Annotated in this window: 30 protein-coding genes, 1 tRNA gene, 2 pseudogenes and 1 riboswitch; of the genes and pseudogenes, 17 read left to right on the plus strand and 16 right to left on the minus strand. The window is 43.9% G+C overall.

Annotation, left to right across the window (positions count from 1 at the left end; all coding sequences use genetic code 11):
- Positions 1-184: 184 nt before the first annotated feature.
- From BZ167_RS20700 to BZ167_RS03555, 3 genes and pseudogenes are all read right to left on the minus strand, one after another.
- Positions 185-264, minus strand: a pseudogene (locus BZ167_RS20700) (N-acetylmuramoyl-L-alanine amidase); the annotation flags it as partial.
- Positions 265-368: 104 nt separating this feature from the next.
- Complete coding sequence (locus tag BZ167_RS03550; protein WP_042635102.1) at positions 369-770, minus strand: DUF1878 family protein; 402 nt, start codon at positions 768-770, stop codon at positions 369-371.
- Positions 771-788: 18 nt separating this feature from the next.
- Entirely contained in the window at positions 789-1,241 is a 453-nt protein-coding gene (locus BZ167_RS03555) for a hypothetical protein (RefSeq protein ID WP_061861371.1), read from the minus strand.
- 780 nt (positions 1,242-2,021) lie between these two features.
- Here BZ167_RS03555 and BZ167_RS03565 point away from each other — a divergent pair.
- The 4 genes and pseudogenes from BZ167_RS03565 to BZ167_RS03580 all read left to right on the plus strand — a co-directional run bounded on the left by BZ167_RS03565 (position 2,022) and on the right by BZ167_RS03580 (position 4,877).
- On the plus strand, positions 2,022-3,800 hold the full coding sequence (locus BZ167_RS03565; RefSeq protein ID WP_062623318.1) for a T7SS effector LXG polymorphic toxin: 1,779 nt from the start codon (positions 2,022-2,024) through the stop codon (positions 3,798-3,800).
- Between the two features lie 11 nt (positions 3,801-3,811).
- Complete coding sequence (locus BZ167_RS03570; protein ID WP_061861370.1) at positions 3,812-4,204, plus strand: CDI toxin immunity protein; 393 nt, start codon at positions 3,812-3,814, stop codon at positions 4,202-4,204.
- Between the two features lie 33 nt (positions 4,205-4,237).
- Positions 4,238-4,521: pseudogene (locus BZ167_RS20445) on the plus strand (hypothetical protein).
- A 53-nt stretch (positions 4,522-4,574) separates the two neighbouring features.
- Complete coding sequence (locus BZ167_RS03580) at positions 4,575-4,877, plus strand: contact-dependent growth inhibition system immunity protein (RefSeq protein WP_062623317.1); 303 nt, start codon at positions 4,575-4,577, stop codon at positions 4,875-4,877.
- Between the two features lie 133 nt (positions 4,878-5,010).
- Here the strand turns inward: BZ167_RS03580 and BZ167_RS03585 are convergent, their stop codons facing one another.
- Entirely contained in the window at positions 5,011-6,363 is a 1,353-nt protein-coding gene (locus tag BZ167_RS03585; protein WP_060675290.1) for an IS1182 family transposase, read from the minus strand.
- A 515-nt stretch (positions 6,364-6,878) separates the two neighbouring features.
- Here BZ167_RS03585 and BZ167_RS03590 point away from each other — a divergent pair.
- Positions 6,879-7,235 carry a hypothetical protein gene (locus tag BZ167_RS03590; RefSeq protein WP_061861368.1) on the plus strand — a complete coding sequence of 119 codons (357 nt, stop codon included), beginning with the start codon at positions 6,879-6,881 and terminating at the stop codon, positions 7,233-7,235.
- Positions 7,236-7,479: 244 nt separating this feature from the next.
- Here BZ167_RS03590 and BZ167_RS03595 read toward each other — a convergent pair.
- The 3 genes from BZ167_RS03595 to BZ167_RS03605 form a co-directional block, all read right to left on the minus strand.
- Positions 7,480-7,552 (minus strand) — tRNA-Val (locus BZ167_RS03595).
- 138 nt (positions 7,553-7,690) lie between these two features.
- Complete coding sequence (gene metC, locus BZ167_RS03600; RefSeq protein WP_052827270.1) at positions 7,691-8,866, minus strand: cystathionine beta-lyase; 1,176 nt, start codon at positions 8,864-8,866, stop codon at positions 7,691-7,693.
- Entirely contained in the window at positions 8,859-9,980 is a 1,122-nt protein-coding gene (locus tag BZ167_RS03605; RefSeq protein ID WP_012117314.1) for a methionine biosynthesis PLP-dependent protein, read from the minus strand. Before BZ167_RS03605 ends, metC begins: the two co-directional genes overlap by 8 nt.
- A 69-nt stretch (positions 9,981-10,049) precedes the next feature.
- Positions 10,050-10,175: riboswitch (SAM riboswitch) on the minus strand.
- 173 nt (positions 10,176-10,348) lie between these two features.
- On the opposite strand from BZ167_RS03605, the gene BZ167_RS03610 reads away from it, so the two are divergent.
- The 6 genes from BZ167_RS03610 (at position 10,349) to BZ167_RS03635 (ending at position 13,895) form a co-directional block, all read left to right on the plus strand.
- Positions 10,349-11,071, plus strand: a complete 723-nt coding sequence (locus BZ167_RS03610) for an esterase family protein (RefSeq protein ID WP_007409075.1) — start codon at positions 10,349-10,351, stop codon at positions 11,069-11,071.
- A gap of 25 nt (positions 11,072-11,096) precedes the next feature.
- Complete coding sequence (locus tag BZ167_RS03615) at positions 11,097-11,612, plus strand: YjcG family protein (protein WP_007409076.1); 516 nt, start codon at positions 11,097-11,099, stop codon at positions 11,610-11,612.
- Positions 11,613-11,616: 4 nt separating this feature from the next.
- Positions 11,617-12,048, plus strand: a complete 432-nt coding sequence (locus tag BZ167_RS03620; protein ID WP_061861367.1) for a GNAT family N-acetyltransferase — start codon at positions 11,617-11,619, stop codon at positions 12,046-12,048.
- Between the two features lie 160 nt (positions 12,049-12,208).
- The gene (locus BZ167_RS03625; RefSeq protein WP_007409078.1) at positions 12,209-12,442 is read left to right on the plus strand and encodes an AbrB/MazE/SpoVT family DNA-binding domain-containing protein; all 234 of its coding nucleotides are present in this window, start codon (positions 12,209-12,211) and stop codon (positions 12,440-12,442) included.
- The gene (locus BZ167_RS03630; RefSeq protein ID WP_061861366.1) at positions 12,443-13,180 is read left to right on the plus strand and encodes an ABC transporter ATP-binding protein; all 738 of its coding nucleotides are present in this window, start codon (positions 12,443-12,445) and stop codon (positions 13,178-13,180) included.
- Positions 13,173-13,895 carry an ABC transporter permease gene (locus BZ167_RS03635; RefSeq protein ID WP_061861365.1) on the plus strand — a complete coding sequence of 241 codons (723 nt, stop codon included), beginning with the start codon at positions 13,173-13,175 and terminating at the stop codon, positions 13,893-13,895. Before BZ167_RS03630 ends, BZ167_RS03635 begins: the two co-directional genes overlap by 8 nt.
- Positions 13,896-13,936: 41 nt before the next feature.
- On the opposite strand, the gene bla is transcribed toward BZ167_RS03635, so the two are convergent.
- The gene (bla, locus tag BZ167_RS03640) at positions 13,937-14,626 is read right to left on the minus strand and encodes a subclass B1 metallo-beta-lactamase (protein ID WP_061861364.1); all 690 of its coding nucleotides are present in this window, start codon (positions 14,624-14,626) and stop codon (positions 13,937-13,939) included.
- Between the two features lie 128 nt (positions 14,627-14,754).
- Positions 14,755-15,009 carry a hypothetical protein gene (locus BZ167_RS03645; RefSeq protein ID WP_020955647.1) on the minus strand — a complete coding sequence of 85 codons (255 nt, stop codon included), beginning with the start codon at positions 15,007-15,009 and terminating at the stop codon, positions 14,755-14,757.
- 120 nt (positions 15,010-15,129) lie between these two features.
- Between BZ167_RS03645 and BZ167_RS03650 the strand changes: the two genes are divergently transcribed.
- The gene (locus tag BZ167_RS03650; protein ID WP_061890541.1) at positions 15,130-17,415 is read left to right on the plus strand and encodes an ATP-dependent helicase; all 2,286 of its coding nucleotides are present in this window, start codon (positions 15,130-15,132) and stop codon (positions 17,413-17,415) included.
- A gap of 68 nt (positions 17,416-17,483) precedes the next feature.
- On the opposite strand, the gene BZ167_RS03655 is transcribed toward BZ167_RS03650, so the two are convergent.
- The 4 genes from BZ167_RS03655 to BZ167_RS03670 form a co-directional block, all read right to left on the minus strand.
- On the minus strand, positions 17,484-17,738 hold the full coding sequence (locus BZ167_RS03655) for a sporulation-specific transcription regulator SpoVIF (protein WP_003154986.1): 255 nt from the start codon (positions 17,736-17,738) through the stop codon (positions 17,484-17,486).
- Positions 17,739-17,904: 166 nt separating this feature from the next.
- Positions 17,905-18,066, minus strand: coding sequence for a YjcZ family sporulation protein (locus tag BZ167_RS03660; RefSeq protein WP_007610678.1), 162 nt, complete (start codon positions 18,064-18,066; stop codon positions 17,905-17,907).
- 91 nt (positions 18,067-18,157) lie between these two features.
- The gene (locus tag BZ167_RS03665) at positions 18,158-18,355 is read right to left on the minus strand and encodes a hypothetical protein (protein ID WP_061861362.1); all 198 of its coding nucleotides are present in this window, start codon (positions 18,353-18,355) and stop codon (positions 18,158-18,160) included.
- Between the two features lie 286 nt (positions 18,356-18,641).
- Positions 18,642-18,998, minus strand: coding sequence for a DUF1360 domain-containing protein (locus tag BZ167_RS03670; RefSeq protein WP_061861361.1), 357 nt, complete (start codon positions 18,996-18,998; stop codon positions 18,642-18,644).
- A gap of 170 nt (positions 18,999-19,168) precedes the next feature.
- Between BZ167_RS03670 and BZ167_RS03675 the strand changes: the two genes are divergently transcribed.
- The 5 genes from BZ167_RS03675 to cotZ all read left to right on the plus strand — a co-directional run bounded on the left by BZ167_RS03675 (position 19,169) and on the right by cotZ (position 21,725).
- The gene (locus BZ167_RS03675) at positions 19,169-19,555 is read left to right on the plus strand and encodes a spore coat protein (RefSeq protein ID WP_003154992.1); all 387 of its coding nucleotides are present in this window, start codon (positions 19,169-19,171) and stop codon (positions 19,553-19,555) included.
- Between the two features lie 37 nt (positions 19,556-19,592).
- Positions 19,593-19,907: a hypothetical protein gene (locus BZ167_RS03680; RefSeq protein ID WP_015239584.1), complete on the plus strand. Its 315-nt coding sequence runs from the start codon at positions 19,593-19,595 to the stop codon at positions 19,905-19,907.
- 92 nt (positions 19,908-19,999) lie between these two features.
- Positions 20,000-20,500: a spore coat protein gene (locus BZ167_RS03685; protein ID WP_020955644.1), complete on the plus strand. Its 501-nt coding sequence runs from the start codon at positions 20,000-20,002 to the stop codon at positions 20,498-20,500.
- 150 nt (positions 20,501-20,650) lie between these two features.
- Positions 20,651-21,133 carry a spore coat protein CotY gene (cotY, locus tag BZ167_RS03690; protein WP_007409090.1) on the plus strand — a complete coding sequence of 161 codons (483 nt, stop codon included), beginning with the start codon at positions 20,651-20,653 and terminating at the stop codon, positions 21,131-21,133.
- A gap of 148 nt (positions 21,134-21,281) precedes the next feature.
- Positions 21,282-21,725, plus strand: a complete 444-nt coding sequence (cotZ, locus tag BZ167_RS03695; protein WP_015417224.1) for a spore coat protein CotZ — start codon at positions 21,282-21,284, stop codon at positions 21,723-21,725.
- 58 nt (positions 21,726-21,783) lie between these two features.
- Here the strand turns inward: cotZ and BZ167_RS03700 are convergent, their stop codons facing one another.
- The 3 genes from BZ167_RS03700 to thiD all read right to left on the minus strand — a co-directional run bounded on the left by BZ167_RS03700 (position 21,784) and on the right by thiD (position 24,209).
- Complete coding sequence (locus BZ167_RS03700) at positions 21,784-22,392, minus strand: CotO family spore coat protein (protein ID WP_061861360.1); 609 nt, start codon at positions 22,390-22,392, stop codon at positions 21,784-21,786.
- A gap of 97 nt (positions 22,393-22,489) precedes the next feature.
- Positions 22,490-23,266: an enoyl-ACP reductase FabI gene (fabI, locus tag BZ167_RS03705; protein ID WP_003155001.1), complete on the minus strand. Its 777-nt coding sequence runs from the start codon at positions 23,264-23,266 to the stop codon at positions 22,490-22,492.
- Between the two features lie 130 nt (positions 23,267-23,396).
- Positions 23,397-24,209: a bifunctional hydroxymethylpyrimidine kinase/phosphomethylpyrimidine kinase gene (thiD, locus tag BZ167_RS03710; RefSeq protein WP_061861359.1), complete on the minus strand. Its 813-nt coding sequence runs from the start codon at positions 24,207-24,209 to the stop codon at positions 23,397-23,399.
- Positions 24,210-24,225 lie beyond the last annotated feature (16 nt).

Raw genomic sequence — 24,225 nt, forward strand, 5'->3', positions numbered from 1 at the left:
ATATTTATACAAACGGGATTAGACATGTCGGAGTCTTGAACTTAAAAAATGTGTGGGCTGATTTTTTTAGGCTGGCTCGTCATTTTCTTCGTGGTTTACGTATTAATTGAATTGGTGGGAAAGGCCGTTATTAGTTCGCGTAGCAATTAAAAAATCCCCCTCATGATCAGAGGGGGATTTTTCATTATTTCAAAAGCGCTTCGATCTTCGCTTTTGTCTTCGGCCCGTAATACCATCAGCAGTCAGGCCATACATGGACTTAAAAACAAAAAACCCTTCTCGTCATAAGAAGGGCTTCATTCATCATTGGGACAATCCTTTTTCAAATGCAAAATCCCCCCGCATTTGCGGAGGGACAAAAATTCTCATTAATTATCTTGCAGTAAAAATTCACAAACATTTGGCTTAATATGCTGTCTTTGAAGACTCATTAATAAATATTTGGTTTCAATTTCAGAAGAAAAGATTTTATCCTTATAACTCTCAAATTCTTTTCTTGTTGGTTTGTCGTTTTTAAAGACTTCTTCAACCGCAATGCCAAACGCATCAAACTTCTTACCCGCAGAGTTTTTTCTTAAATTGAGAGACTCTTTTTCGCCATTAAGACGATTAGAAAAGATGCTTAAAATCTCTACAGTTGCTTCGACTTGCTTCTCATTTAAGTTGTGATCTAAAGCAAACATAAAAAATGGATAATCATCACCATTTATAATTGTTTTTAATAAATAATTTTGGTACTTGAGAAGCTCTACTTCTTTTTCTAAACTCATGGAGTCACTCCTTTATCGTCATCCAATAACTTGCATAATCGCCCATGCAATAGTACGAGCAGCTGATTGCGGCAGCTCCAAATCAAAAATCATAAAATCAACCAACTTTTTCTCAATGTCACTGGAAACTTCGTCAAGGAAATCAGCCAGCTCTTTGGAATACTTTTTAACATAACTTGCATTTTTCTTGCTTAACAGACTTAGTAAATCCCCTGCTAAATCACCACCGTATCTAAGAGCAAGAACAAGCGCATCTTTCTTCCATCCCTGTGTAGAAAATTCACCGCTTGTATTTCCAACTGATTTGCTTTTAGACTCAGCAATAGTCTGCAACTCAGTTTTTTGAACTTGGGCATACGTTAATTCATTACCTTTATTAGAACTTCTTTCTGCCGCAAAAGAGGTTAGTGGGGAAGCCGAAAGCATTATTGTAAAGGCTAAGCAACCAGCAAGAACTTTTTTCTTTAGCATCATTTTCTCCTATTAGTAGATGCATCTACAAGTGTTATTTGGCCCAAACAAATTATAACATTAAAATTTTACTTAAAATACATATTTTTCATAAAATACATTAAATGGTATTTTTGTCACTGCATTACCCTAGTAAAAATAAGTAAATGTTCTCTTTAATTTTATAGAGTTATTATAATGCTAATACAACAACCTGTAGCATTTATTTTGAGTCCGCAACGTTGGTTCTAGGTGAAAATAAGTGAATTATAAGAAAATCGCTTCCCTTATTCGTTTGGAAATCAATTGTTTATCAAAAAGGTTCGCCCTATTAAATAAAGACAGAACTCTATTTTCACTTTAATAGTGCTTCCAGTTCAGCTTTTGTTTTAGGTTCATATACTCCGTCAGCAGTTAGGCCATATATTGACTTAAAAACAAAAAACCCTTCTAGTCATAAGAAGGGATTCATTCATTATACGGACGATACTTCTTCCGGCCGGCTTCTCATTCTTTTTTAAGGGCTTGAACATGTCCGAGCAAAAACAATGCGACTGTCCCAACCTTTTTAACCGGCTTGAGCATTCCAAGAGTGACAAGGGGGCCTTAAACGCTGCCGGGTGATTCCAAGCAAGCTACCAGCTGATAACCCTCATTACTTAAATATTTAACTGCTCAGAAATAAGCAAAAAGACTCAGGCCAAACTATTCATTTTCCCTTTTTGAATCGTACAGCGATCTTTTTCTTCATTTTCCCATGGTAAAATCTTGTTGAAGTATTTCGTATGAAAGGATATTGTCATGAAAGTTTTCGAAGCAAACAGCCTGCTGGCCGCTGCCAAACAGCGCGCGGGTGAATATAAAAAACTGCGCGGTCAGATGGTCAACCTGAAAAAAGCCTTTCAAGGCATGGCTGATCTTGGTGACAATGATTTCTCAGGCCGGGGCGCTGACAACATCAAAGCCTTTTTCCAGGATCACGCCGGCGTCACAGACAGCTGGCTTGATCTGATCGATATGAAAATCGCATTTCTCACAAGCCTTCCCGGTAAGGTCGAAGATGCCGGACTTTCCAATTCGCATGTGGAGGAATCATTTCTGGAGCACGAGCTCACCCACGCTCTCAGTAAATCAAAGGCGATTATGGAAGAGCAGAAAAAGGACATGCGCTCCATCCTCGGTGAGATCGAAGACATCATCTCGCTCGAATTGTTTTCAACCGAAAGCACGGATCAGAAGCTTTCTTCAGCTGACAAAAAAAGAAGCGAAACGATACATAAGCTCGGCAAGCTTGATCACGATCTAACGAAAGAATACGCAGAAACCGAAGCAAACGAACAGTTCATCCAAGCCGACTTTCAGCAGCTTCAAAATGCCACGGGTAAGGGGAAAAACGCAACACCGCTTCACTATAACGCCAAGGCGTACCGTGAAAGTGATATTCATAAAGAAAAAGGCGAGATCGCAAGACATTCGTATGCTTATTTGACGATTAAAAAGGAAGAAGCGAAAGAGCGTGAAATCAAGGATCTGAAGAAAAAGCTGGCTGATGGTGTAACTGACCCGGATGAATACTTAGAAATCGCCAAGAAGGTTGGCTATGAGAATCTCACCCCTGAACAGCTTGAATTTGTTTCATTTCTGGAACAGCGTAAAGCTTTCATGGATAACGGAAAAGAAGCATTGCAAATCATAGGTGATGGCGCCAAAGGTCTGCTTGTTGGTGTATACGATCTTGCCAAGGATACCGGTGAAGGAGCACTTCAACTCGGACAGAATATCGGTTGGACAATTGACAACTTAAACAAAGATCCTCAAAAAGTTCTGGATACTGTTCTGGAATACGACTATCTAGGTGTCTTTCAAAGTATGGTTGACACATTGAAGGATGATTGGGATAAAAAGATGATTCACGGGGATGCATATACACGAATGCACTATGTTACTTACTTGGGCGGAAGTCTTCTGTTATTGAAAGGCGGAAAGTCCTCTGTCTCAACAGGTTCTAAAGATCTTGCTAAAGCTGGTGGCACAATTAAGAAAGGCGGAAAGTCTGTAAAACAGTTTTACAAATCTCCTGTCAATCGGTATACTCCTGCATTAGAAGGAATCCTTCAAGATGCTGAGAATACTATTAATGTGAAGAATACACCACTCCTAAAAAGAATAGCCGATTCCACTAAAGATAGTGTACTCTTTAAATCAATCAATGGTAAGTCATCAAAAAACAAGACAGTTAAAAAAGGCCTTTCCAAAAAATCAAGAGAAGTTGCGCTTCCAAAGGTAGACACATATGAACAAGCTAGAAATGAGGCGCTAAATCTAATTGGTGATTTAGGAATAGATTCAAAACCTTTTATAGGTACTTTATCTAAAAGCGCAGGCTTTGGTAAAGTTACTGGCCGAATGTCTGGAGATAATAAAGTCCTTTGGAGATTAGATTATGACCCCGAAAAGGGACCCCATATAAATGTTGAGGATTATAGAAATGGAAAAGGAGATAAGGCAAAGAAATATTATATACCTTTTAACGGAAACGAAGATACTTATAAATCCCTTTTAAAACATTTAAATAAATAGGAAGTGTTAATATGACCTTATACGAAGAATGTCTAGAAGCTCTTGGAGATAACAAAGAAGTCCTCACTATTTCTGAGACACGTAAATATCATGAACAACTTGGCGAAAGTTTCCCCTTCACATCATGGGGAAGAATTAAATGGGATGAAGTAACTTATCACAGATCTATTGATTATGCTGAAGATATTGATGAATGGTTAGTTGAGAATAAAATAGATGATAAAACTGTTATTCTCCTTTGGGCTTACGGTGATTATCCAGGTGTAAAAACCAGCTTAGACAACGCCTTAAACGTAATTGATGATGTAACTGCTGTAGGTTCAGATACCTTCATGTTCAGCGAATCTGGTTATGTTATTGAATTTTTCCATGATGGAGATGTAACAATAGGAAAAGCAATATGAAAATATTAGCCCTTCTTAGTTAAGAGAATCAATATGAATTTAGAGAAAAAAATGAAAGATATATTAATTAAAAGAAAAAAACTTAATCTAGTTGGGATGAAATAATTGAAGTACTCTCAGAAAACGAAGAAAATACAATCAGCTATCTAGAAAATTGTAATAAAGAAGATTTATATTGGGGCAGTGAGGTATTTAAAGATTTAGCTGAAAGTTTGCAAAGTAAAGAACTTATTGATTGTTTAAGAAAATTAGATGAAAAATACCCTGACCTAGAAATGACAAATGATATTGATATAGCAGAAAGTTATATAGAATAATATACGTACCATCTCTTATATTTGACGATAATGATTCTTGATGGTGGTTAGCAATGATTGAAATTAAAGTTTCTGATCCTGTATTTAGATTTCTCGGTGGACATTTCCACCAAGATATAGAGTCTCCGGAAAATGCACTTGATGAATATTTAAATGAAGCATCAAAAAAACTAAAAGAAAGAGATTTAATAGCACTAACTGAGTTTGTAAATAGTGATTATTCAGAAGAAGACAAGAATGAATTTATAGAGGAAGCAGCGGATGGCATATGCTTTCCTGAAGATGATATAACTCCATTAGAATGGCTTAAGCAAGTCACTGAACAAATTAAAAAGCACCTTAAACAACATAGTTAGAAAAAAAGCCCTCTTTTAAGAAGGGCTCAGCTTGTAGAGAAAACCATGTTTTTTCTACAAGCTTTTTTGTTTTTTATGCATTTTCATACCCAATTCACCTGTTTCTAGAAACCGAAAAAGAGCTCCCGCATACCTAGCCCTGCTTGGCTAGGTATGTGGCAATCTTCTTCATGTTTTGACATGCGGCTGTGAGGAGAACTTGTTCGCTCACATTTTGTTTTCCCCTCAACCTGCAATAGCGAAGCCCATGCAGCTGTTTTGAATCTGCAAAGCTTCGCTCTATTTTTTCTTTTCTTTTTTTGTAGAGGGTTTTCCCTGAAACAGACAAGCGATTTTGTCTGACCTTTTCTTTGTGGTCTTCCCATACATGCCGGGTGATGACTTTCTGACGATTCTTTGATTTTGTGCATTTCTCAAGCAGCGGGCATAAGGAACATGTTTCAGAATTTGACTTATATGACCGGTAGCCTTTGCGGTCAGTTGTTGAGTACGTAAGTGTTTGCTGATTCGGACAAATGTACCTGTCTTGTTCACTGTCATAATGAAATTTCCATTTTGGAAACAAGCCCCTGACAGGGTGATAACGTCTATGTGCGATGACACCAAAGATACGGCGATCAAATAGGCCTTTACAGATGGGAGTTGTTAAATAACCGGAATCAAGAGCGACGGCTTCTACTTGAAAATCAAATCGGGCGATTTGGTGATCTAATCGATCAAGATAAGGCATAGAATCATGGACATTGCCCGGAGTTACATAGGCATCGGTAATAATGTTATATTTCATATCCGTTGTTCTGTGATCTAAGTAAAAGAAACCCTCCGGTTTATTTTCACGATACAGATATCCACTTTCCGGGTCGGTTGTGCTGTGTCGGATTTCTTTTTCAGCTTTCACCTCCTCTTTGACTTTTAACGGCTTTTTTCCGTGTTCCTCCCGATCCTCTTGAATGGCTTCATTTAAATCCCTGATATAGTTTTGTGTATCTTGTTCAATCGTTTTTCTTGTGTATTTGTGCTTGTTGGCATTGGCTTTTAGGTGAGTGGAATCAGTGAATAAGACACGCCCGCCCACCATATCATGATTGATGGCCTGAAGAACGATCTCATCAAAAATGTCTTGGAAGATGGTTGTATTTTTGAAGCGAGTGCGTCTGTTCCAGCTGATGGTGGAGTGATGCGGAACCGGATCATTGATGTTTAATCCCAGAAACCATCTGTACCCCATATTGTAGTAAATTTCTTTTTCCAGCTGTCTTTCTGAACGGATACCGTAGAGGTATCCGATAAACATCATTTTGAATAAAATCAGCGGATCAAGTGAGGGGCGGCCTTTATTTTCGCTGTAGTAAGGTTTGACCTTTTCAATGATGAAAGAAAAGTTTATGTACTGATCAATTTTTCGAAGCAGGTGATCCTTTTCGACGAGTTGGTCAAGCAGAACAAATTCGGCTGTGTTTTGAGAAGAATTTCTTGTGTGGAACATGAGAAAGACACCGTCCTTTTGAAATCTTTCTTTTATTTTATTACAGGAGAATGGATATTTTAAGAAAAAACAAAGGCTGTCGAGATTTTCTCGACAGCCTGAGCCCTCTTTTAAGAAGGGCTTCTTTTATTAATTTCAATTTCACTTCCAGCTTCGCTTTCATGTTTGGTCGTAAATGCCGTATGTCTTCAAACCATACATGGACTGAATCGTTCGACCGCATTTATTGATGAAAGGTAATTTCAAGTGGTATAAACTGCAGAAAAAGAGGGTAATATAAAAAACCCAAATAATGGACTTAATTATGCTAACATGCTACTAATATCTTCTCATCCAAGAGGTTTATATAAAGGTTCTTAGTTTATATTCTTCTAATCCTATTTTATGGGATTTTTGCCATCTCTCTGATGAACAAAAAGTCGTTAAACCATATCGGCTGTATTAGATGTAGAGATGTATATTAATAAAGATGGCTCAATAGCTGCTGCACATCCTTTATATAAAAAACCAAGGGAATGATTGATTTTATTATGGTATATTCATTTGAATGTAAAAGAGACCATTTAGGATACTTACGAGTAGTTCTCCCCGCAGAGTTAGAATACTTTTCTGATTTCATTGAAGACATTGTTTCGGTAGATGAAGCTGATGAATACTTGAAAATGATTCAAGACGTATTGGATGGTTCTTCTGAAGAATATTTGATTCAACTAAATACAACCATTGCATATATAAAAGAAGATCAAACAGTCATAGAACACCTTTATACAGAAAATGAAAACGATAGAAGCTCCATGGAGACAGAAAAATTCAAAAAACTTATACTCGACTGGAGAGACAAGATCCCCCAAAGGTATAAGAGTGATGATTAAAACTTTAGGTCCCTTGAAATTCAAGGGACCTTTTTATTACCTTAATCCCGCTTCAAGTTTCACTTTGTTTTCGATCCGCAGTTACTATCTGGAGAACTCATAAGGAACGGTCTGACGAATTTTTGGTTTTCAGTGCATAATAGCTATCAATGCCATTTCCTTGCCCTTCTTACTGGAATAATGTAAGCCTCTAGAGCCGTTTCAATAAAAGTAAAAAACCCTTGCTACGCAAGGGTTTTGTCTATGATTCCGACTGGGCTCGAACCAGCGACCTCTACCCTGTCAAGGTAGCGCTCTCCCAGCTGAGCTACGGAATCATGATATGTATGTGTTGCTGGGTATGTTGTTGTCTCTCTGACATTTACAATTATATATCCTGATTTCTCATTCGTCAACACTTTTTTTATCTAAAATAAAAAAAGGGCGCGTCACAAAATTGACGGCGCCCTTTTCGTTTATGATCTCACTTGGGCAGGGGTTATTTTTTTCAATGCCTGTTCGAAGTCCCGCTCTAAATCTTCGGCGTTTTCGACTCCGACGCTCAGGCGCAGAAGGCCGTCTGTGATGCCGCGTTTCTCCCTCTCTGCTTTCGGCATGGCGGCATGCGACATGGCTGCAGGGTATGAGAGAATGGATTCGACGGCGCCGAGGCTGACGGCAAATACCGGAAGCGATACGTTTTCGACCAGCTTTTTGACGGCTTCTTTGCTTTCCAATTCAAAGGACAGGACGGCGCCCGCTCCGCTCGCTTGACGTTTATGGGTATCGGCTCCCGGGTGCCCGGCAAGGCCGGGATAGTAAACGTTTTTGACGGCGGGATGCCCGTCAAAATAGGCAGCCAGCCGCTCAGCCGTCCGGCTCGCTTTTTCCAGTCTGACCTGCAATGTTTTTAAGCCTCTCAATACGAGCCAGCAGTCCTGAACGCCGAGCACCGCTCCAAATGAGTTTTGCAGCTTATACAGCTGATTGCCGAGCTCTTCATCTTTTACGGCGGCAAGGCCTGACAGCACGTCACTGTGGCCGCTTAAAAATTTCGTCGCGCTGTGAAGCACGATATCTACGCCGAGATCAAGCGGACGCTGCAGAGCAGGCGTCATAAAAGTATTGTCAAGGTATGTCAGACAGCCGTGATCCTTTGCCAGTTTGACGACGCCCTTAATATCCGTGATGCCGAGCGTCGGATTTGACGGTGTTTCCATATAGATGGCTTTCGTGTTCGGGCGGATGGCGCGGGCGACCGCTTCTGTGTCCGTCATATCGACAAAGGTATGTTCGATCCCGAAACGGGACAGAACCTCAGTCACCATGCGGAATGTTCCGCCGTACACATCCTCCGTGACGAGGACATGGTCGCCTTGGGATAAGAGCAGAAACGCCGTCGAAATCGCCGCCATTCCCGAGCTGAAAGCAAAGCCTCTCGTTCCGCCTTCAAGACCTGCGATCGTTTCTTCAAGCGCTGTTCTTGTCGGTGTGCCTGAGCGGCTGTAGTCATATGTCCCGAATTCTTCAAATGAAGACTGATGGAATGTGGAAGCATGCTGGATCGGGACGCTGACGGCTCCGGTGGCTCCGTCTGTTTTAAATGGATTGTGCACGAGCTGGGTTTCCAGCGTCCAATTGTGATTACTCATATGACACGGCCCCCTCTTTTACTTGCTGTAATGCCTGCTTTACATCCCGCTTCAAATCTTCTGCATGTTCAATGCCCACTGAAAATCTCAGCAGACGGTTGCAGACGCCGTTTGCGATACGGATGTCTTCCGGAATATCCATGTGCGTCTGTGTCGCGGGGTATGTAATAAAGCTTTCCACCCCGCCGAGACTTTCGGCGAAACAGATCGTTTTCAGCGCCTTTAAAAACGGATTGACCCATTCCTCTTTTTGCAGCCGGAAAGACAGCATCCCGCCTTTTCCGGGATATAACACGTCGGCGATTTCTTCTTCCTGTTCTAAAAATTCCGCAAGTTCACGGGCGTTTTCTTCATGACGGCGCATTCTGAGTCCGAGTGTTTTCATCCCTCTCATTAAAAGCCACGAATCAAACGGCGGGAGAACCGCACCGATCGCATTTTGGTGATTAAACATGATCTCGCCGAGCTCTTCATCCTTTACGACAGCAAGACCGGCAAGGAGATCATTGTGCCCGCCTAAATATTTTGTGGCGCTGTGAATGACGATGTCCGCTCCCAGTTCAAGCGGGCGCTGGAGCACCGGGGTATAAAACGTATTATCCACAATCAAAAGCAGGCCGGCTTCTTTCGTAATCCGGGCGATTTTTTCAATGTCCGCCTCCTGCATTAACGGGTTTGTCGGTGTTTCAACAAATACCGCTTTCGTGTTTTCCGTTATTTTGGAGCGTAAACAGTCTTCATCGCTGAAATCATCGTAAATAAAGCTTAAGCCGTATTTTCTCCATTCGTTTTCAAACAAACGGTACGTGCCTCCGTATAAATCGGAGGATACAATCAATTCATCCCCGCTTTTAAATAAAGCCATAATCGTTTGAATGGCTGCCATTCCCGAGCTGAAAGCAAAGCCTCTCGCACCGTTTTCCAACACGGCGATAGCGTCTTCAACGAGCTGGCGTGTCGGGTTTTTCGTACGCACGTAATCAAAACCTGTAGATTCTCCAATTCCTCTATGTCGGTAAGCGGTGGACAGATAAATCGGCGGACTGACCGTTCCCGTTGCTTCTTCGCTTCTATTTCCGATTTGGGCTAATTTTGTATCAACATGCTGCGTCATCAGTAAGCACCATCCTTTTTCAAAAATAAAAAAGCCCCCTCTTCATAAGAAGAAGGAGCTTTTCTCTTCCTCTTATCTTCCAAGCATGTGAATCGCTTGCTGGATTTAGCACCTTGGCACTTTGCCTTCCCGCGGCAAAGCAAACCGGTTGCTGAGGTTTCAAAGGGCCAGTCCCTCCACCTCTCGTGATAAGAATATTGTTTTGTATTTTCTGATTGTTCTATATTAACGCACTATAAAATGAATTTCAATAACTTTTTATTTATCTGAACTCTCGCAAGAAGTGCATCTGAAGAAAGAAATTTCTAATAATTCATGGTACAATAGGAAAAAACCATCAAGACAAGAAGGGCCTGGAGGAATGCAAAGTGGCATCAAAAAACGGAATCATTCATGAGAAAAAACTTTTCTCCCATGAGCTTGAAGAGGAAATGACCGTTTTGGTCTACCTGCCCGCCACCTTCTCCCCCCTGTATAAATATCATACGGTCATCGCTCAGGACGGCCATGATTATTTCAGATTAGGGAGAATCGGGCGGCAGGCGGAAGAGCTTATGTCAAAAGGGGAAATTGACCGCTGCATCATTATCGGCGTCCCTTATAAAAATGTGCGGGAGCGAAGAAACACATACCATCCAGAAGGCTCTAAATTCGCCTCATATAAGCGGTTTATCGCAAATGAGCTCGTTCCTTTTATCGACAAAGAATACCCGACATATCAAGTCGGATACGGCCGCACCATGATCGGGGATTCCCTCGGCGGAACCGTTTCGCTTATGACGGCGATTGACTATCCGAACATGTTTGGAAACGTCATCATGCAGTCTCCGTATGTTGACGGGCACGTGCTGGATGCCGTCCGGCAGTCGGAGGATCTCAAACAGATTTCCGTTTATCATCAAATCGGAGAAAAAGAAACCGGCGTTCACACGACAGACGGCCAGGTTCTTGATTTCACCGCGCCGAACGAAGAGCTCAAACAGCTGCTGGAAAGCAAACAGTCTGAATACACGTATGAAACCTTCGACGGGGATCATAAATGGACCTACTGGCAGCCGCTCATCACGCCGGCGCTGAAAAAAATGCTGTAACCATTCATTTAAGGAGGGAACTTTCATGAAATACGGTATTGTTTTATTTCCATCAAAAAAATTACAGGATCTCGCAAATTCGTACCGGAAACGCTACGACCCGAGCTACGCGCTCATTCCTCCGCACCTGACGCTAAGAGATCCGTTTGAAGCGACAGAACAGGAAATCGAGCAGGTCGTATCACAGCTGAGACAGACGGCGAAAGAGTCGCATCCGCTCGTTCTGAAAATCACAAAATACAGCTCGTTTTCTCCTGTGAATAATGTGATATATATGAAAGCAGAGCCGACGGAGGAATTAAAATCTCTGAGTGAGAAATGCTACTCAGGAGCATTATCCGGCGAGCCGGAATACAGCTTCGTTCCGCATGTCACGGTCGGCCAGAAGCTGTCGTCAGATGAACATTCCGACGTACTCGGACAGCTGAAAATGCTGGACATTTCCCACGAAGAAGTCATCGACCGTTTTCACTTGCTCTATCAGCTGGATAACGGCTCATGGACTGTGTACGAAACATTTTTATTAGGCGGAGGAGAATAACTGCTTGGAATCCATCATCGCAAAAACTGAAAAACAGCTGAACGACGCTTTTTTCGTCAGAAAAGAGGTCTTCGTTAAAGAACAGCACGTTCCGGAAGAAGAAGAGATTGATCAATTCGAGGACACGTCAGAGCATATAGTCATATATGACGGCGGCCGGCCGGTCGGAGCCGGCAGATGGCGCTTGAAAGACGGGCATGGAAAATTAGAGCGCATCTGCGTGATGAAAAGCCATCGTTCTTTAGGCGTCGGAGCCATCATTATGCAGGCGCTTGAAAAAGCGGCGGCAGCCAAGGGCGCCGACAGCTTTATCTTACATGCGCAGACGCAGGCGGTTCCGTTTTACGAAAAACAAGGATACCGCGTCACATCCGGCGAAGAATTTCTCGATGCGGGCATCCCCCATCTGGAAATGATAAAGGAACACAAACGATAAAATCAAAAGCACTCCTGTTGATATGGCAGGAGTGCTTTTTTTATGAAAATAATACTATTTCATGAATTTTATTGCATTTTATGGAAGGTTAATGTATGTTTAGTATGCGAAGTATTACAATTCATACAAAAAGTACAATTCATATTTCGGAGGGATAAACATGACGGCACCAAAAGGAAAACACATATTCGGGACTGTTAAAGTGGGTACAAAAGGACAGATTGTCATTCCTAAAGAAGCAAGAGATGTTTTCGATATAAATCCGGGGGATTCACTGCTTATGCTCGGAGATGACCAGCAAGGTATCGCACTTGTTAAACAAGAACTCTTTTTCGAGTTTGCAAAAGATATTTTAAACGCTAAGCAAATCGATGAAGATAGCGAGGATGAGTAAATGCACGCGATTGAGCTGAAGCAATTAACGAAACATTATAAAGAAACCGCCGCCGTTGACCGTCTTGAGTTCTCAGTTGAGAAAGGGGAATTTTTCGCTTTACTCGGTGAGAACGGAGCCGGAAAAACGACATTAATCAGTATGCTTTGCGGACTCCTTTCTCCGGATGACGGTGATGCATCAGTGCTTGGACACAGTATTTTGACTGATTTAGATAAAATAAAACCGAAATTGAATATGTCCCCGCAGGAAACAGCTATCGCTCCTCATCTAACCGTACGGGAAAACTTAGAGTTTATAGCCGGTGTCTACGGAATTCCGAAAAAAGAAGCAAAAAAAAGAACAGATGAGATGCTCGAATTGTTTCAATTAAAAGAGAAAGAAAGAGCAAAAACCAAAACATTATCAGGAGGAATGCAGCGCCGGCTCAGCATCGCAATGGGAATGATCACCAAGCCGGATATTTATTTCTTAGATGAGCCGACATTAGGGCTGGACGTCCGTTCGCGCCGCGAGTTGTGGAAAAATCTTGAGGCATTAAAGGGTGACATGACGATTATTTTAACGACACACTATTTAGAAGAGGCTGAAGCCCTGGCAGATCGTATTTGCATTTTAGAAAATGGGACTTTAAAAGCACTGGGTACGGCGGAGACTCTGAAAAAGCAAACTCATTCAGCTACATTTGAAGATGCCTTTTTAGCGATTTGTGACGGGGAGGCGGGTCTTTATGCTTGATTTCGCCATTCGCAACCGCAAAGAAATTTTTCGTGACCCCCTGTCTATTATCCTTGGAATCGCACTGCCTGTTATTCTATTGTTTCTGTTTACGGCGATTGAAAAAAATGCGCCGCTTGATACCTTTAAAATTCAGCACTTAGCACCCGGACTCATTGTTTTCGGTTTCGCTTTCCTTACGATGTTCTCTGCATTGCTGATCGCAAAAGACAAACAGACCGCCCTTTTGACCCGTTTGTTTGCTTCCCCTTTAAAAACAGCCGATTATGTCATCGGTTATGCAATGCCGATGATGCCGTTAGCCATTTTACAAATCGTCATTTGTTTTATCGCAGCTGCTGCTGCCGGTTTATCCGCCGAGTGGATGAATCTTCTCTCAGGTATCGCTGTCTTGCTGCCGATTGCGATGATGTCCGTTTTCTTCGGTTTATGTTTAGGGGCTGTGTTTACGGACAAACAAATTTCAGGTATCGGAACGATTTATATTACACTCGTGCAATTTCTGGGCGGGGCTTGGATGGAGGTGAGCCTGCTCGGTGACACATTCAAACATATCGCTTATGCCTTACCGTTTATTCACTCGATCGAGCTGGCCCAGGAAGTCATAACCGGAGATTATTCTTCCTTTCATCAGCATATTTGGCCGATAGCGGGATATACCGTGTTGGCGCTTGCACTTGCTTTCCTCAGTTTTATGAAAATCAGGAAGAGATAAAAAAAGCCGGCACTCCGTAATGGGAGCGCCGGTCTTCTTTTTTACGTTTCTTTCAGAAGGCTTATCGTATGCGGCAGCAGACGATCATCCCCCGGACTGCCATGGCCCGGAACGACAATGCTGATGTCCTGATATCTTTTCATGACTTTGCGGACGGCGCGCGGCCACTTATCCGGATAAAAGCCCGGAGTTGGTACGATTTCCTTTGTTTCTAAAGCTTTGATTAAGCAACCGCCGAATAAGAGCTTATCCTCAGGCAGCCAGACGGTCATATTGTCTTCCGTATGCCCTTTTCCCGGATAAAACGTTTCAATTTTCATATCGCCAAACTTCAGCTTTGTCACGTTTTTCAAATCTCCGAGCGGCCGGTCATATCCCTGCTGTCGGGCGAAGTCGGCGGTCAGTTTCGTGCTGTGCACCTTTACCCCGTATTTGTACAGGGTGTTCAGACCGCCGATACGATCATCATGGGCGTGTGTCACAATGGCATCGGTCATCCTTTTGCCGGGAAACCGCTTTTTTATTTGTGTCATTAATTGCTCTGTGAGACTGTCATTCCACGGAGTATCAATCAGTACGATTCCTTTGGAAGTCTCAAGAAGCAATCCGTTCGCAGGGACGGGATTTCCGTCTGCCGTACCGGTGCTTGTATGCATCCAGACATGCGGCGCCAGCTGTGTGAGAGTGACACCTTTTGCTGCGGAGCCCTCCGCAGCGTCTGCCGGTTTCATTCCGGCAGTAAAGAGGCCGAATAGAAATAACCCCGCAATTCATAATGAAAGCCTTCTCAAATTGAATCATTCCTTTCCGCATCTTTCATATATACGACTCAAAAAAACCCGGATATATCCGGGCTTTTTCACACGTATTGATTTATTAACCGGCCTTTTCCCATGATTTGCGGCAGACGGGAAAGAGAGCGCTTACGTTTTTCCTCATGTACTTTCTTTTCTGCGGCTGCGGTGTTTTCCTGGCGGCGCTCCACCTCTCTGTACACCCTGTCATTGGCGAGGGCGGCCGCTTTCGTAATGCCGGCATAATCAGGCTTATAACCCGCTGCCCGGTTTGCGTATTGAGAATACTGCTGGTTTTGAATCCGTCCTGCATAAATCATATGTACCCCTCCCCTCCGCTTTTCATTTCCCTTAATCTTACTTTTTGAAACGCTGTTCTTTTGTTATGATATTCTTTGTCTATCAAATGGATGAACACCTTTTAATGGGAGGACCCCTTTTTGAAATGCGCCCGACTGAATAACCGAACGATACATTTACATACATATTCTAGAGAACATTACCAATTCCTTTTTGAAGAAGCTCAGAAAGGAAATATTTTTTGCGCACATTGTGAGCAGCCCGTCTTGATGCGGCTTTCGATTTTAGAGCAGCCGGCATTTTATCACCGGCAAAAGGGAGACTTCACCGCCTGTGAAAAAGCATGCGCGGCCGAGGAACCACTAGCGGAGAAAGAAAAAGAAGAGTATAAGGAAGCCGGCATGTTCCGCCTGCCGAAAGGAAAAGCGATTTCAGAGAATCCGAAACCGATCGTCTCAGAATGGAAAAGCCCGAAAAAAGTGCCTGCGGCCGAACCGTTTTCACCAACATCCGAGGCGGCTGATACATCTTTGTTCCCCGGCATCGGCCTGAACCGTGAACAGATGAAGGCAGTTACTGAAACGGACGGGCCTTTATTAGTGCTTGCCGGAGCGGGAAGCGGAAAAACAAGGGTGCTGACAGCACGCGCCGCCCATATGATTGAACACCTCGGCATTTCACCTGAGAATATGCTGCTTGTGACCTTTACGACAAAAGCCGTCGCCGAAATGAAAGAGCGGATGGCAAATGAGTACGGTCTGGCAGCCGGAAAAGTCTCCCGTCTCGTGACAGGAACATTCCACAGCTTTTTCTATAAAATACTCTATCATTATGATTCTTCAAAATGGAACGGCAGCCAGCTTTTAAAAATGGAGTGGCAAAAAGAGCAATATGTGAAAAAGGCGCTCTATGAAGAACATTTGGATGAAAAAGAGTTTCCCGTCGACCAGGCGCTTCAGCTTATCGGCTGCTGGAAAAACACGTATCTCCCCCATGAGACCATTCCGCTTGCGGACGACTGGGAGAAAAAAGTGTACAGGCTCTACGAACATTACGAAAGGCAGAAGCGGGAAAAACGGCAATTTGATTTTGATGACATGGCCCAAGGCTGTTATGAACTGTTTCAAAGCCGGCCTGATATTCTCGCGCAGTACCAAAACAGATTTTCTCATATTTTGATTGATGAATTTCAAGATATCAATCCTGTCCAGTACAACATTATGCAAATGATCGCAAGCCCAGAGAATAACCTGTGCTGCGTGGGTGATGACGACCAATCCATTTATGCGTTCCGCGGCAGCAGCCCGTCTTTCATTCTTGACTTTCAAAAGGATTATCCGGCAGCAAAGACCATTTACTTAACGGCAAATTACCGCTCGCCGCATCCGATCGTCTCAAGCGCTCATGCCGTCGTAAAGAAAAATAAAAAACGGTATGAAAAAACACTTTCTGCCGTCAAAGACGGCGTTCACAATCCCGTGATGTTTTTTCCTTACGATGAAGAAGAAGAAGCGACCATGATCGTTTCGGATATGAAAGAGAAAATTCAAAACGGGGCGAGTCCTGACGATTTTGCCGTGCTTTACCGGACAAACAGCGCCGGACGGGCCATTTATGAAAGACTGCACCAATCATCGATTCCTTATCATGCCGACCGGGGCGTGCAGACGTTCTACAGCCGCAGAATCGTACGCCAGATCCTCGCCTACTTATATGCGAGTCAGAATGAAGATGATCCGGATGCGGTGAAAGACCTGCTGCCCGCCTTATTTTTAAAGCAATCCGCCCTGCAAACGTTAAAGGCGCTGTCAATTACGGAAGATTGCACGATGATTAAGGCACTGACGAAACTGCCTGACCTGAAGCCTTTTCAAATAGAGAAGATCAAGCAGATCGTTCCGTTTTTCGCAAGCATCCGGACAATGAAGCCGGTTGAAGCCATCACCTTTGCAGAAAGCAAAATGGGTTTTTCCGAGTATTTAAAAAAACGGGGCAATGAGGGAAACAAACTGGAAAAAGGCTCTGATGATCTCAGGGATGTCAAAGTGGCCGCCAAAAAATTCAAAACCATTCCCGATTTTCTTGCGCATGTCGATCATATGCGCGCCGCTGAGAATCTGAAAACCGATGAAAACGGCGTCGAACTGCTGACCATTCACCGCTCTAAAGGTCTTGAATTCAATACGGTCTATATTTTAGGCGCGGCTGACGGCTCGATCCCCCATGACTTCGCGCTTGAGACGGCGAGACAGGGCGATCCCGCTCCGCTCGAAGAAGAAAGACGGCTTCTGTATGTCGCAATGACAAGGGCCATGCAGCATTTATATGTATCTTGTCCCGCGTACAGGCGGGGAAAAACAGCGCGCAGCTCAAGATTTCTCGAGCCCCTTCTTCGGACGGACAGACGGAGCGCACTCAGGATATAAAGAACCCGGCAGATCACTGCCGGGTTCTTCTCACATAAAAAGGCCTTTTTAGCAAGGCCGGCTGACGCCTATTTATTGTTCAGCATTTTAGAAATGGTGCCAAAATCAAGTTTCTCTTTACCGCTTGTAATAGATTGAACGATTTTGTCTTCCAATTCTTTCGGAACACGCTTGTTAGCCAGCTGGGACACCTTCTGAATGACGCCTCTCACCGTGTTTTCATCTTTGAAATTGGCATTTTGCAATGATCCTGCAAGGTTCATGACATCCTTCATGCTGACGCCTGTTTTCTTCTCAATATTTTTGAAAAATTGATTATCCATGGTGTGCCTCCTTTTGTGGAGTAATACGATATTGTATGAATAAAGAGCGGAACATGTGCCCGTAAGACAAGGAAAAAATTCTGAGTGCCCCGTCTCTATACTCCTTCATACATCAGGGAAGCACGGGACTGAACGGTCCCGCGCTTATCCAAGGTCTTGCTAAGGTTTAGCCAAAAAAGGATGCACCGACAATGATCAGAAGGATGAACAATACGACAACAAGAACAAATGTTGAGCCGTATCCGCCTCCGACATAGCCGCCTCCGTATCCGCCGCAGCCGCCATAACCGCCGTAGCCGCCGCCGAATCCGCCATATCCGAATCCCATATCTAAGCACCTCCTTTACTCTCTATACTCTATGTGAGCCGACTTGTTTGGCTTGGATAAATGCATAGGGCCGGTGCGGATTTCGTTCATTTTAGTGAGAATGCTCATTTTTCTTCAGTTTTGCTTCTGTTTCGGCGGCAAACACATCTATCCATTCCTCAAAGCGCGATCCCGCTTCATCAAACTCAGACAGCTGCTTTTCAATAGATAAGATATATTTGTCATGCTCCCGCTGGTTTTGATTGTGCCGGCGGCATTTACCGTTTATGAATGATTCAAATATATTCATAACATCCCCTCCTCCTATGATCTATGCCGAACAGAGGCCGGCGTTCGGCAAAAAACAAAAAAACCGGAAGCTCCGGTTTTTTAGAAAACGGCTATTTCGGTTTTTTCTTTTGGCCGCAGCCGCAGCCTTTTTTCTTAATTTTTTTTTCGTAAGGCTGATGCACAGTTGATTTGTATGGAGAATGTTGGGAAGGTTTGCTTGATTGACTCATGGTGATCCTTCCTTTCCTTATGTCATATATGCCAGTTTATGCCGAAAGTGACGGTAAGTTGCTGGTGGAACCGCCTTATTCCTGCAGAAGACGAGAAACCGCAGCTTCAATGATTCCGGCCGCGCCGGCTATGGCTAACAGCAAAATCAGCCATTGCGCGGCCCCGGGTACCACAATCTGCGCCGCAATTAAAAAGGCGGCACACCACACGCCCGTACACCAGTAGCAGCTGAGAAGTTCACCGATAAATGCCCTGATGCCTTTTCCTTTTATGACAATGTAGGTTTCTGTCGTGCCGTCTGGTGCGGTTTCTGTTTTTTCCTCGTGAAAAAGGCTCCGAAGCGGCGCCATAATGGTGTCAAATACGAAAAGCCTGGCCAGCCGGAAAACGGCAAACGATAACAGAATAAATGAAAGCCAATTGATAACCACCTGTTCACTCCTTTTCAAAACTTGACCTCTTTATACATATGCGAAAACCCTGATCTTCATGAATCGCACCTTGTCCGGTAAAAAAATAGGTGCGGTTTAGTTGTTTTTCTTATTCCGCTCGGCGTTTCATTTGCATTATATAAAGTATGAATGAGAAAGGAGTGAAGGTTATGTCGTTTGAAGAAAAAGTCGAAACACTGCAACCGCAAATATACGAACAATTATCCAACGAATTCGAGCAGACGATCGAAGTGATTGATTGCGAAAATGTCACAATAGATACAACACATATAACGGCCGCTCTTTCTATACAAGCCTCAGTTACTACGGCGATTATCCTCGCGACACAGCTCGCGATCGCAGATGAAGACACAGCCGACCAAATAGCAACCGAACTGCTGATCCTGGATGATTGCCAAATAAAAAAGAGGACCGTCATTCAAGTCCTGAACAGCCGCAATATTAAAATCACACTGACTGCAGACGATATTATGGCCTTTGTACAAATTTTGTTTCAATTATTAAATATACTTTTTGCTGAACTAGACATCCTTTAACCTTTCTTTTCAAATATTTAAACAGAGGTGAGAACAAATGGCAGATAACGAAAAATTAAAAAAAGAACTCGAAAATCTACCAGAAGTGGATCCGCTTTTAAAGGTGCTTGTCAGCAATGTCTTCAAAAAACACGGCGTGACAAAAGATAAAATGCGGGAAATACCTGATGAAGAAAAAGAAATGCTGATCGCATTAGTCAAAGACATGCAGGCAAAAACAGAAGCTTTTCTTGAAAGCCAGAAACAGAAAAAAGAGCAGGAAAAAGCGCAAGATCAGCAGACCAATCCGCAAACCCGCAGAGAACAATTAATCGAACAGCTCCGGCAAAGACGCCAAAATCCCGGTCAATAACTAAAAAATAGTGATTTTTATCAGGATAGATGCCTGAGTCAAAGTAAGGGGCCGGCTCATTTAATATTAGTAAAAGAAAAGGAGGAATAGATATGGAAAGCAGACCATACTCTTGGGTTGCACTTGATCCTGAATGCGAACATCCGCGAGAAGAAAAAGAAGAAAAAGAAGGCAGAAGATGCAGTGTTTGCTGTAACGGAAACGGATTCGGCGAAGATAATGCCTTCCTTGACCAAGACCTTGCTCAAGCGAATCTCAACAAACAAGTTTCTGAAGAAGCGATTATTATCAGAGACTCTTGTGATATCAACGTAACGTCAACAGACGTTCAAGCAGTCGCTTCAGTCATGACAGCGATTAATGCAGCAGTCGTAACGGCCACTCTCACTTCAATCGCTGACGGAGTCATCGCTGAATTGGTCGCACAAGACTTATTGCAGCTAACAGCTAACAAACAAATCAACCGTCAAAAACTGCTCATCGAAAACTCCCGCGGCGTAAACGTGACAACAGTAGATGCCGATATCGCAGTTTTGATCTCAACAGCGACAAATTTACTGATTGCTGTCTTAGTCATCACCCTTGTCCTCTAAAAAGAAAAAGCAGAGCTAAAAATGCTCTGCTTTTTCTTATTTTCTCCGCATATGATGAATATATAGACGTTCACCCACACCAAGTGAGGCTCGCGTACATATGTTGTTAAAGACAAAAGTCAAATACCCTAAAAGAAGGAGCTGAAATCCATGAGCTGCGGAAAACACCATGGCCGAGATGAAAGTTGTGTATGCGATGCAGTCGAGAAGATTTTAGCAGAACAAGAGGCTGTTGAAGAACAATGCCCGACTGGATGCTATACGAATCTCTTGAGCCCGACGATTGCAGGTAAAGACACCATTCCGTTTCTCGTATTTGATAAAAAAGGCGGATTGTTCTCCACATTCGGGAACGTCGGAGGATTTGCGGATGACAGCCAGTGCTTTGAGTCCATTTTCTTTCGTGTAGAAAGACTATGCGATTGCTGCGCGACGCTTTCAGTATTGCGCCCCGTAGATGTGCACGGCGACACCCTCAGCGTCTGCCATCCTTGTGATCCTGATTTCTTCGGTTTAGAAAAAACAGAATTTTGCATTGAAGTTGATCTGAGCTGCTTCAGCGCCATTCAGTGCCTTTCACCCGAGCTTGTTAACCGGCCTGCGCCGCACAAAGAGAAAAAGCATCACGGATAGTCATTGATTCGCATCTTTCCTAAAGAAGAATCCCCTTCCAACCTTCTATTACAGATGCAATCATCAGCCCGCCCGGACTTCCGGGCGGCTGACTCTCCGATATCGTTTAAACCGGTACCATTTAAAACGTGAAGTCAGGAGGGATATTATGAGCAAGCATACAACATACTGTGTGCGTGAAGCGGTAGAAAATATTGAAGACCTGCAAAATGCGGTTGAAGAAGATTGCCCGACAGGCTGTTATTCTAAACTTTTATCTCCGGCTTATACATTAGGCGATACAGTGCCGTTCGCCATCTTCACCTCAAAATCGAAACCGTTCACCGCATTCGGAAACGTCGGCGAGCTGGATAACGGTCCGTGCTTTAATACCGTTTTTTTCAGAGTTGAAAGGGTCTGTGACGGCTGTGCCACATTAAGCCTGCTTATTGCTTTTGACGAGCATAAGCACATTCTTGATTTTACAGATAAAGACTCTCTCTGCGATGTATTCCGTTTAGAAAAAACGAACTATTGCGTTGAAGTCGATCTCCATAGCTTCTGCGCCATCAATTGCCTGAACCCGAGACTGATCAACCGCACACATTCTTAAATCAAAAAGCATAAAAATAAGCTGCCGGATGAAAGAATTCAGGCAGCTTTTTGTATGGTTAAAATCCAAGCGGATGCAGCGAGGTAATATCGTCTATTGCGAGTTCTGCCGGCGCTCCGTTGCTTGTCGTCCGCAGGAAGATCGCATTATTTTTTCTGCCGACGATTACGCCTCTGTAGGTTTTCCCGTTGGCTTCTATCAGACAAAGGGTCCGCGGCATATTATGCGGCAGCTTCGTTAAGAAATCAATTTTTTCAAGAATGGACATTCTGCTCATCGGCTTTTTCACGCGCTTTGGCGGAACCTTTTCCTCTGGGGCGGCATTGTGAACCGCTTCAGGCTCTTTTTTAGCGGCATCAGGCTCTTTTTTAGCGGCGTCGGGCTTGGCAGTGTCCTGCTCCGCTTGCGCCGGAACTTCTTGAACGGCTTCTTCTGCGCGGCTGTGCTGTTCAGGTACTTGCTTTTCTGGCTCGACAGCCACTGCTCCTTCAGGCTGAGTTGGACATTCTTCCTCCCGCTTTCCATGCATCGGCTCTTCTTCCGGCGGCTGAGGCGCTTTCCTTTTTTTGATTAATATGTCCTGCATTGATGATTGCGTGTCTGAATAATCCGCCTGAACAATATACATGAGCGGTTTTTTTTCCGCGTTTCTGTTTTGTTTTGACATCTTCATCCCTCCGATTCTGTCATGTTTTATTTATATGACGGAATGATTAAAATCAGAAGAAAGAAAAAAGCAATCCCTGAAAGGGACTGCTTGTTATTTAACGTGCGGTAATATGGAATCCTGAATCAACGTGAAGATTTTCGCCCGTGATGCCTCTTGACAGGTCACTGAACAAGAATGCAGCCGTGTCGCCCACTTCTTCAGGTGTTGTCGTGCGGCGCAGCGGCGCGCGCTCTTCAATTTCTTTCAGGATGGAGTTGAAATCACTGATTCCTTTTGCAGACAGCGTACGGATCGGTCCTGCTGAAATGCTGTTGACGCGGATGTTTTCTTTTCCTAAGTCAGCGGCTAAATATCTGACGCTCGCATCAAGAGACGCTTTTGCCACACCCATTACGTTATAGTTTGAAACGACGCGCTCTCCGCCGAGGTAAGTGAGTGTAACGATGCTTCCGCCTTCAGTCATAATCGGACGCGCCGCTTTTGCGACCGCTGTCAGAGAGTAAGAACTGATGTTATGCGCAAGCAGGAATCCTTCGCGGTTCGTATTTAAATATTCGCCGACAAGCTCTTCTTTGTTTGCGAACGCGATGCAGTGCGCGATGCCGTGAATCACGCCGACCTGCTCTTTAATGCTCGCAAAGCAAGTTTCGATCTCAGCGTCATTTGTCACATCACACGGAAGGATGATGGAATCATTTCTTTCTAATGTAGCCGCAAGGTCATGAACTGATTTTTCCAAGCGCTCTCCCGCGTAAGTGAAAATGAGGCGCGCTCCGGCTTCATGCAGCGAACGGGCGATTCCCCATGCGATACTGCGTTTATTGGCAACGCCCATCACAACGATGTTGCGGCCTTCAAGTGAGAAATTCATATGTATAAAGCCTCCTGTAATCGTCTTAAAGACATAGTTTTAGTACCTGATCTTAATTTTTATCATATCATAACCTTGTCCAGATTGAAAGCATGGGAAAAAGACCGCGGATGTTGAAGCGGTCTCTTTTTTATCTCGTCTGCAGACTGTTCTTTTTAAAGGCAAAATGATTGGTCGGGCCGTGTCCCTCTCCAATGCCGAGCGTATGTTCCACGGCTTCCCGCACAAAATTGACGGCTGTCTCAAACGCGGTCTGAATGTTTTTCCCCTTTGCCGTTTCCGCCGTCAGCGCGGCTGCGAACGTGCAGCCTGTTCCGTGGGTGTGTTTGGTGTCAATATAAGCGTGGCTGATTTGGGTAAAAGACGAACCGTCAAATAATAAATCAACGATCCTCCCCTGTTCAGGCTGGTGTCCGCCTTTTATGATGGCATGCTTTGCACCAAGCTTGCAAAGGCGTTCGGCCGCTTTTTTCCGGTCCTCAAACGTGCGGATTTCCATTCCCGTCAATACCTCAGCTTCCGGAACATTCGGCGTCACCGCATAGCTGCGCGGAATTAACAGCTCTTTTAACGCGGCCTGAGATTCCTCACGCAGCAGGGAAGCGCCTCCTTTGGCAATCATGACGGGGTCGGTGATGACATGATCAAGCCCGTACTGATCCGTTTTTTCCGCAATTTCCGCAATCATTTCCGCGCTCCACAGCATTCCCGTTTTTACAGCGTCAGGCCGCAAATCTTCCGCCACCGCGTCAATCTGGCTGCCCAGCGCTTCCCGGGTGAGCGGATAAATGCCGTGAACGCCCAAAGTGTTCTGGGCGGTGACCGCTGTAATGGCTGACATCCCGAAAACGCCGAGCTCCTGAAAGGTTTTGAGATCCGCCTGTATACCGGCGCCGCCTCCTGAATCTGATCCGGCAATCGTCAATGCTTTGCATATGCTCATGATGTTTTTCTCTCCT

The organism is Bacillus sp. 275 (assembly GCF_001999205.1).
In the GTDB taxonomy this organism is placed as follows: domain Bacteria; phylum Bacillota; class Bacilli; order Bacillales; family Bacillaceae; genus Bacillus; species Bacillus velezensis.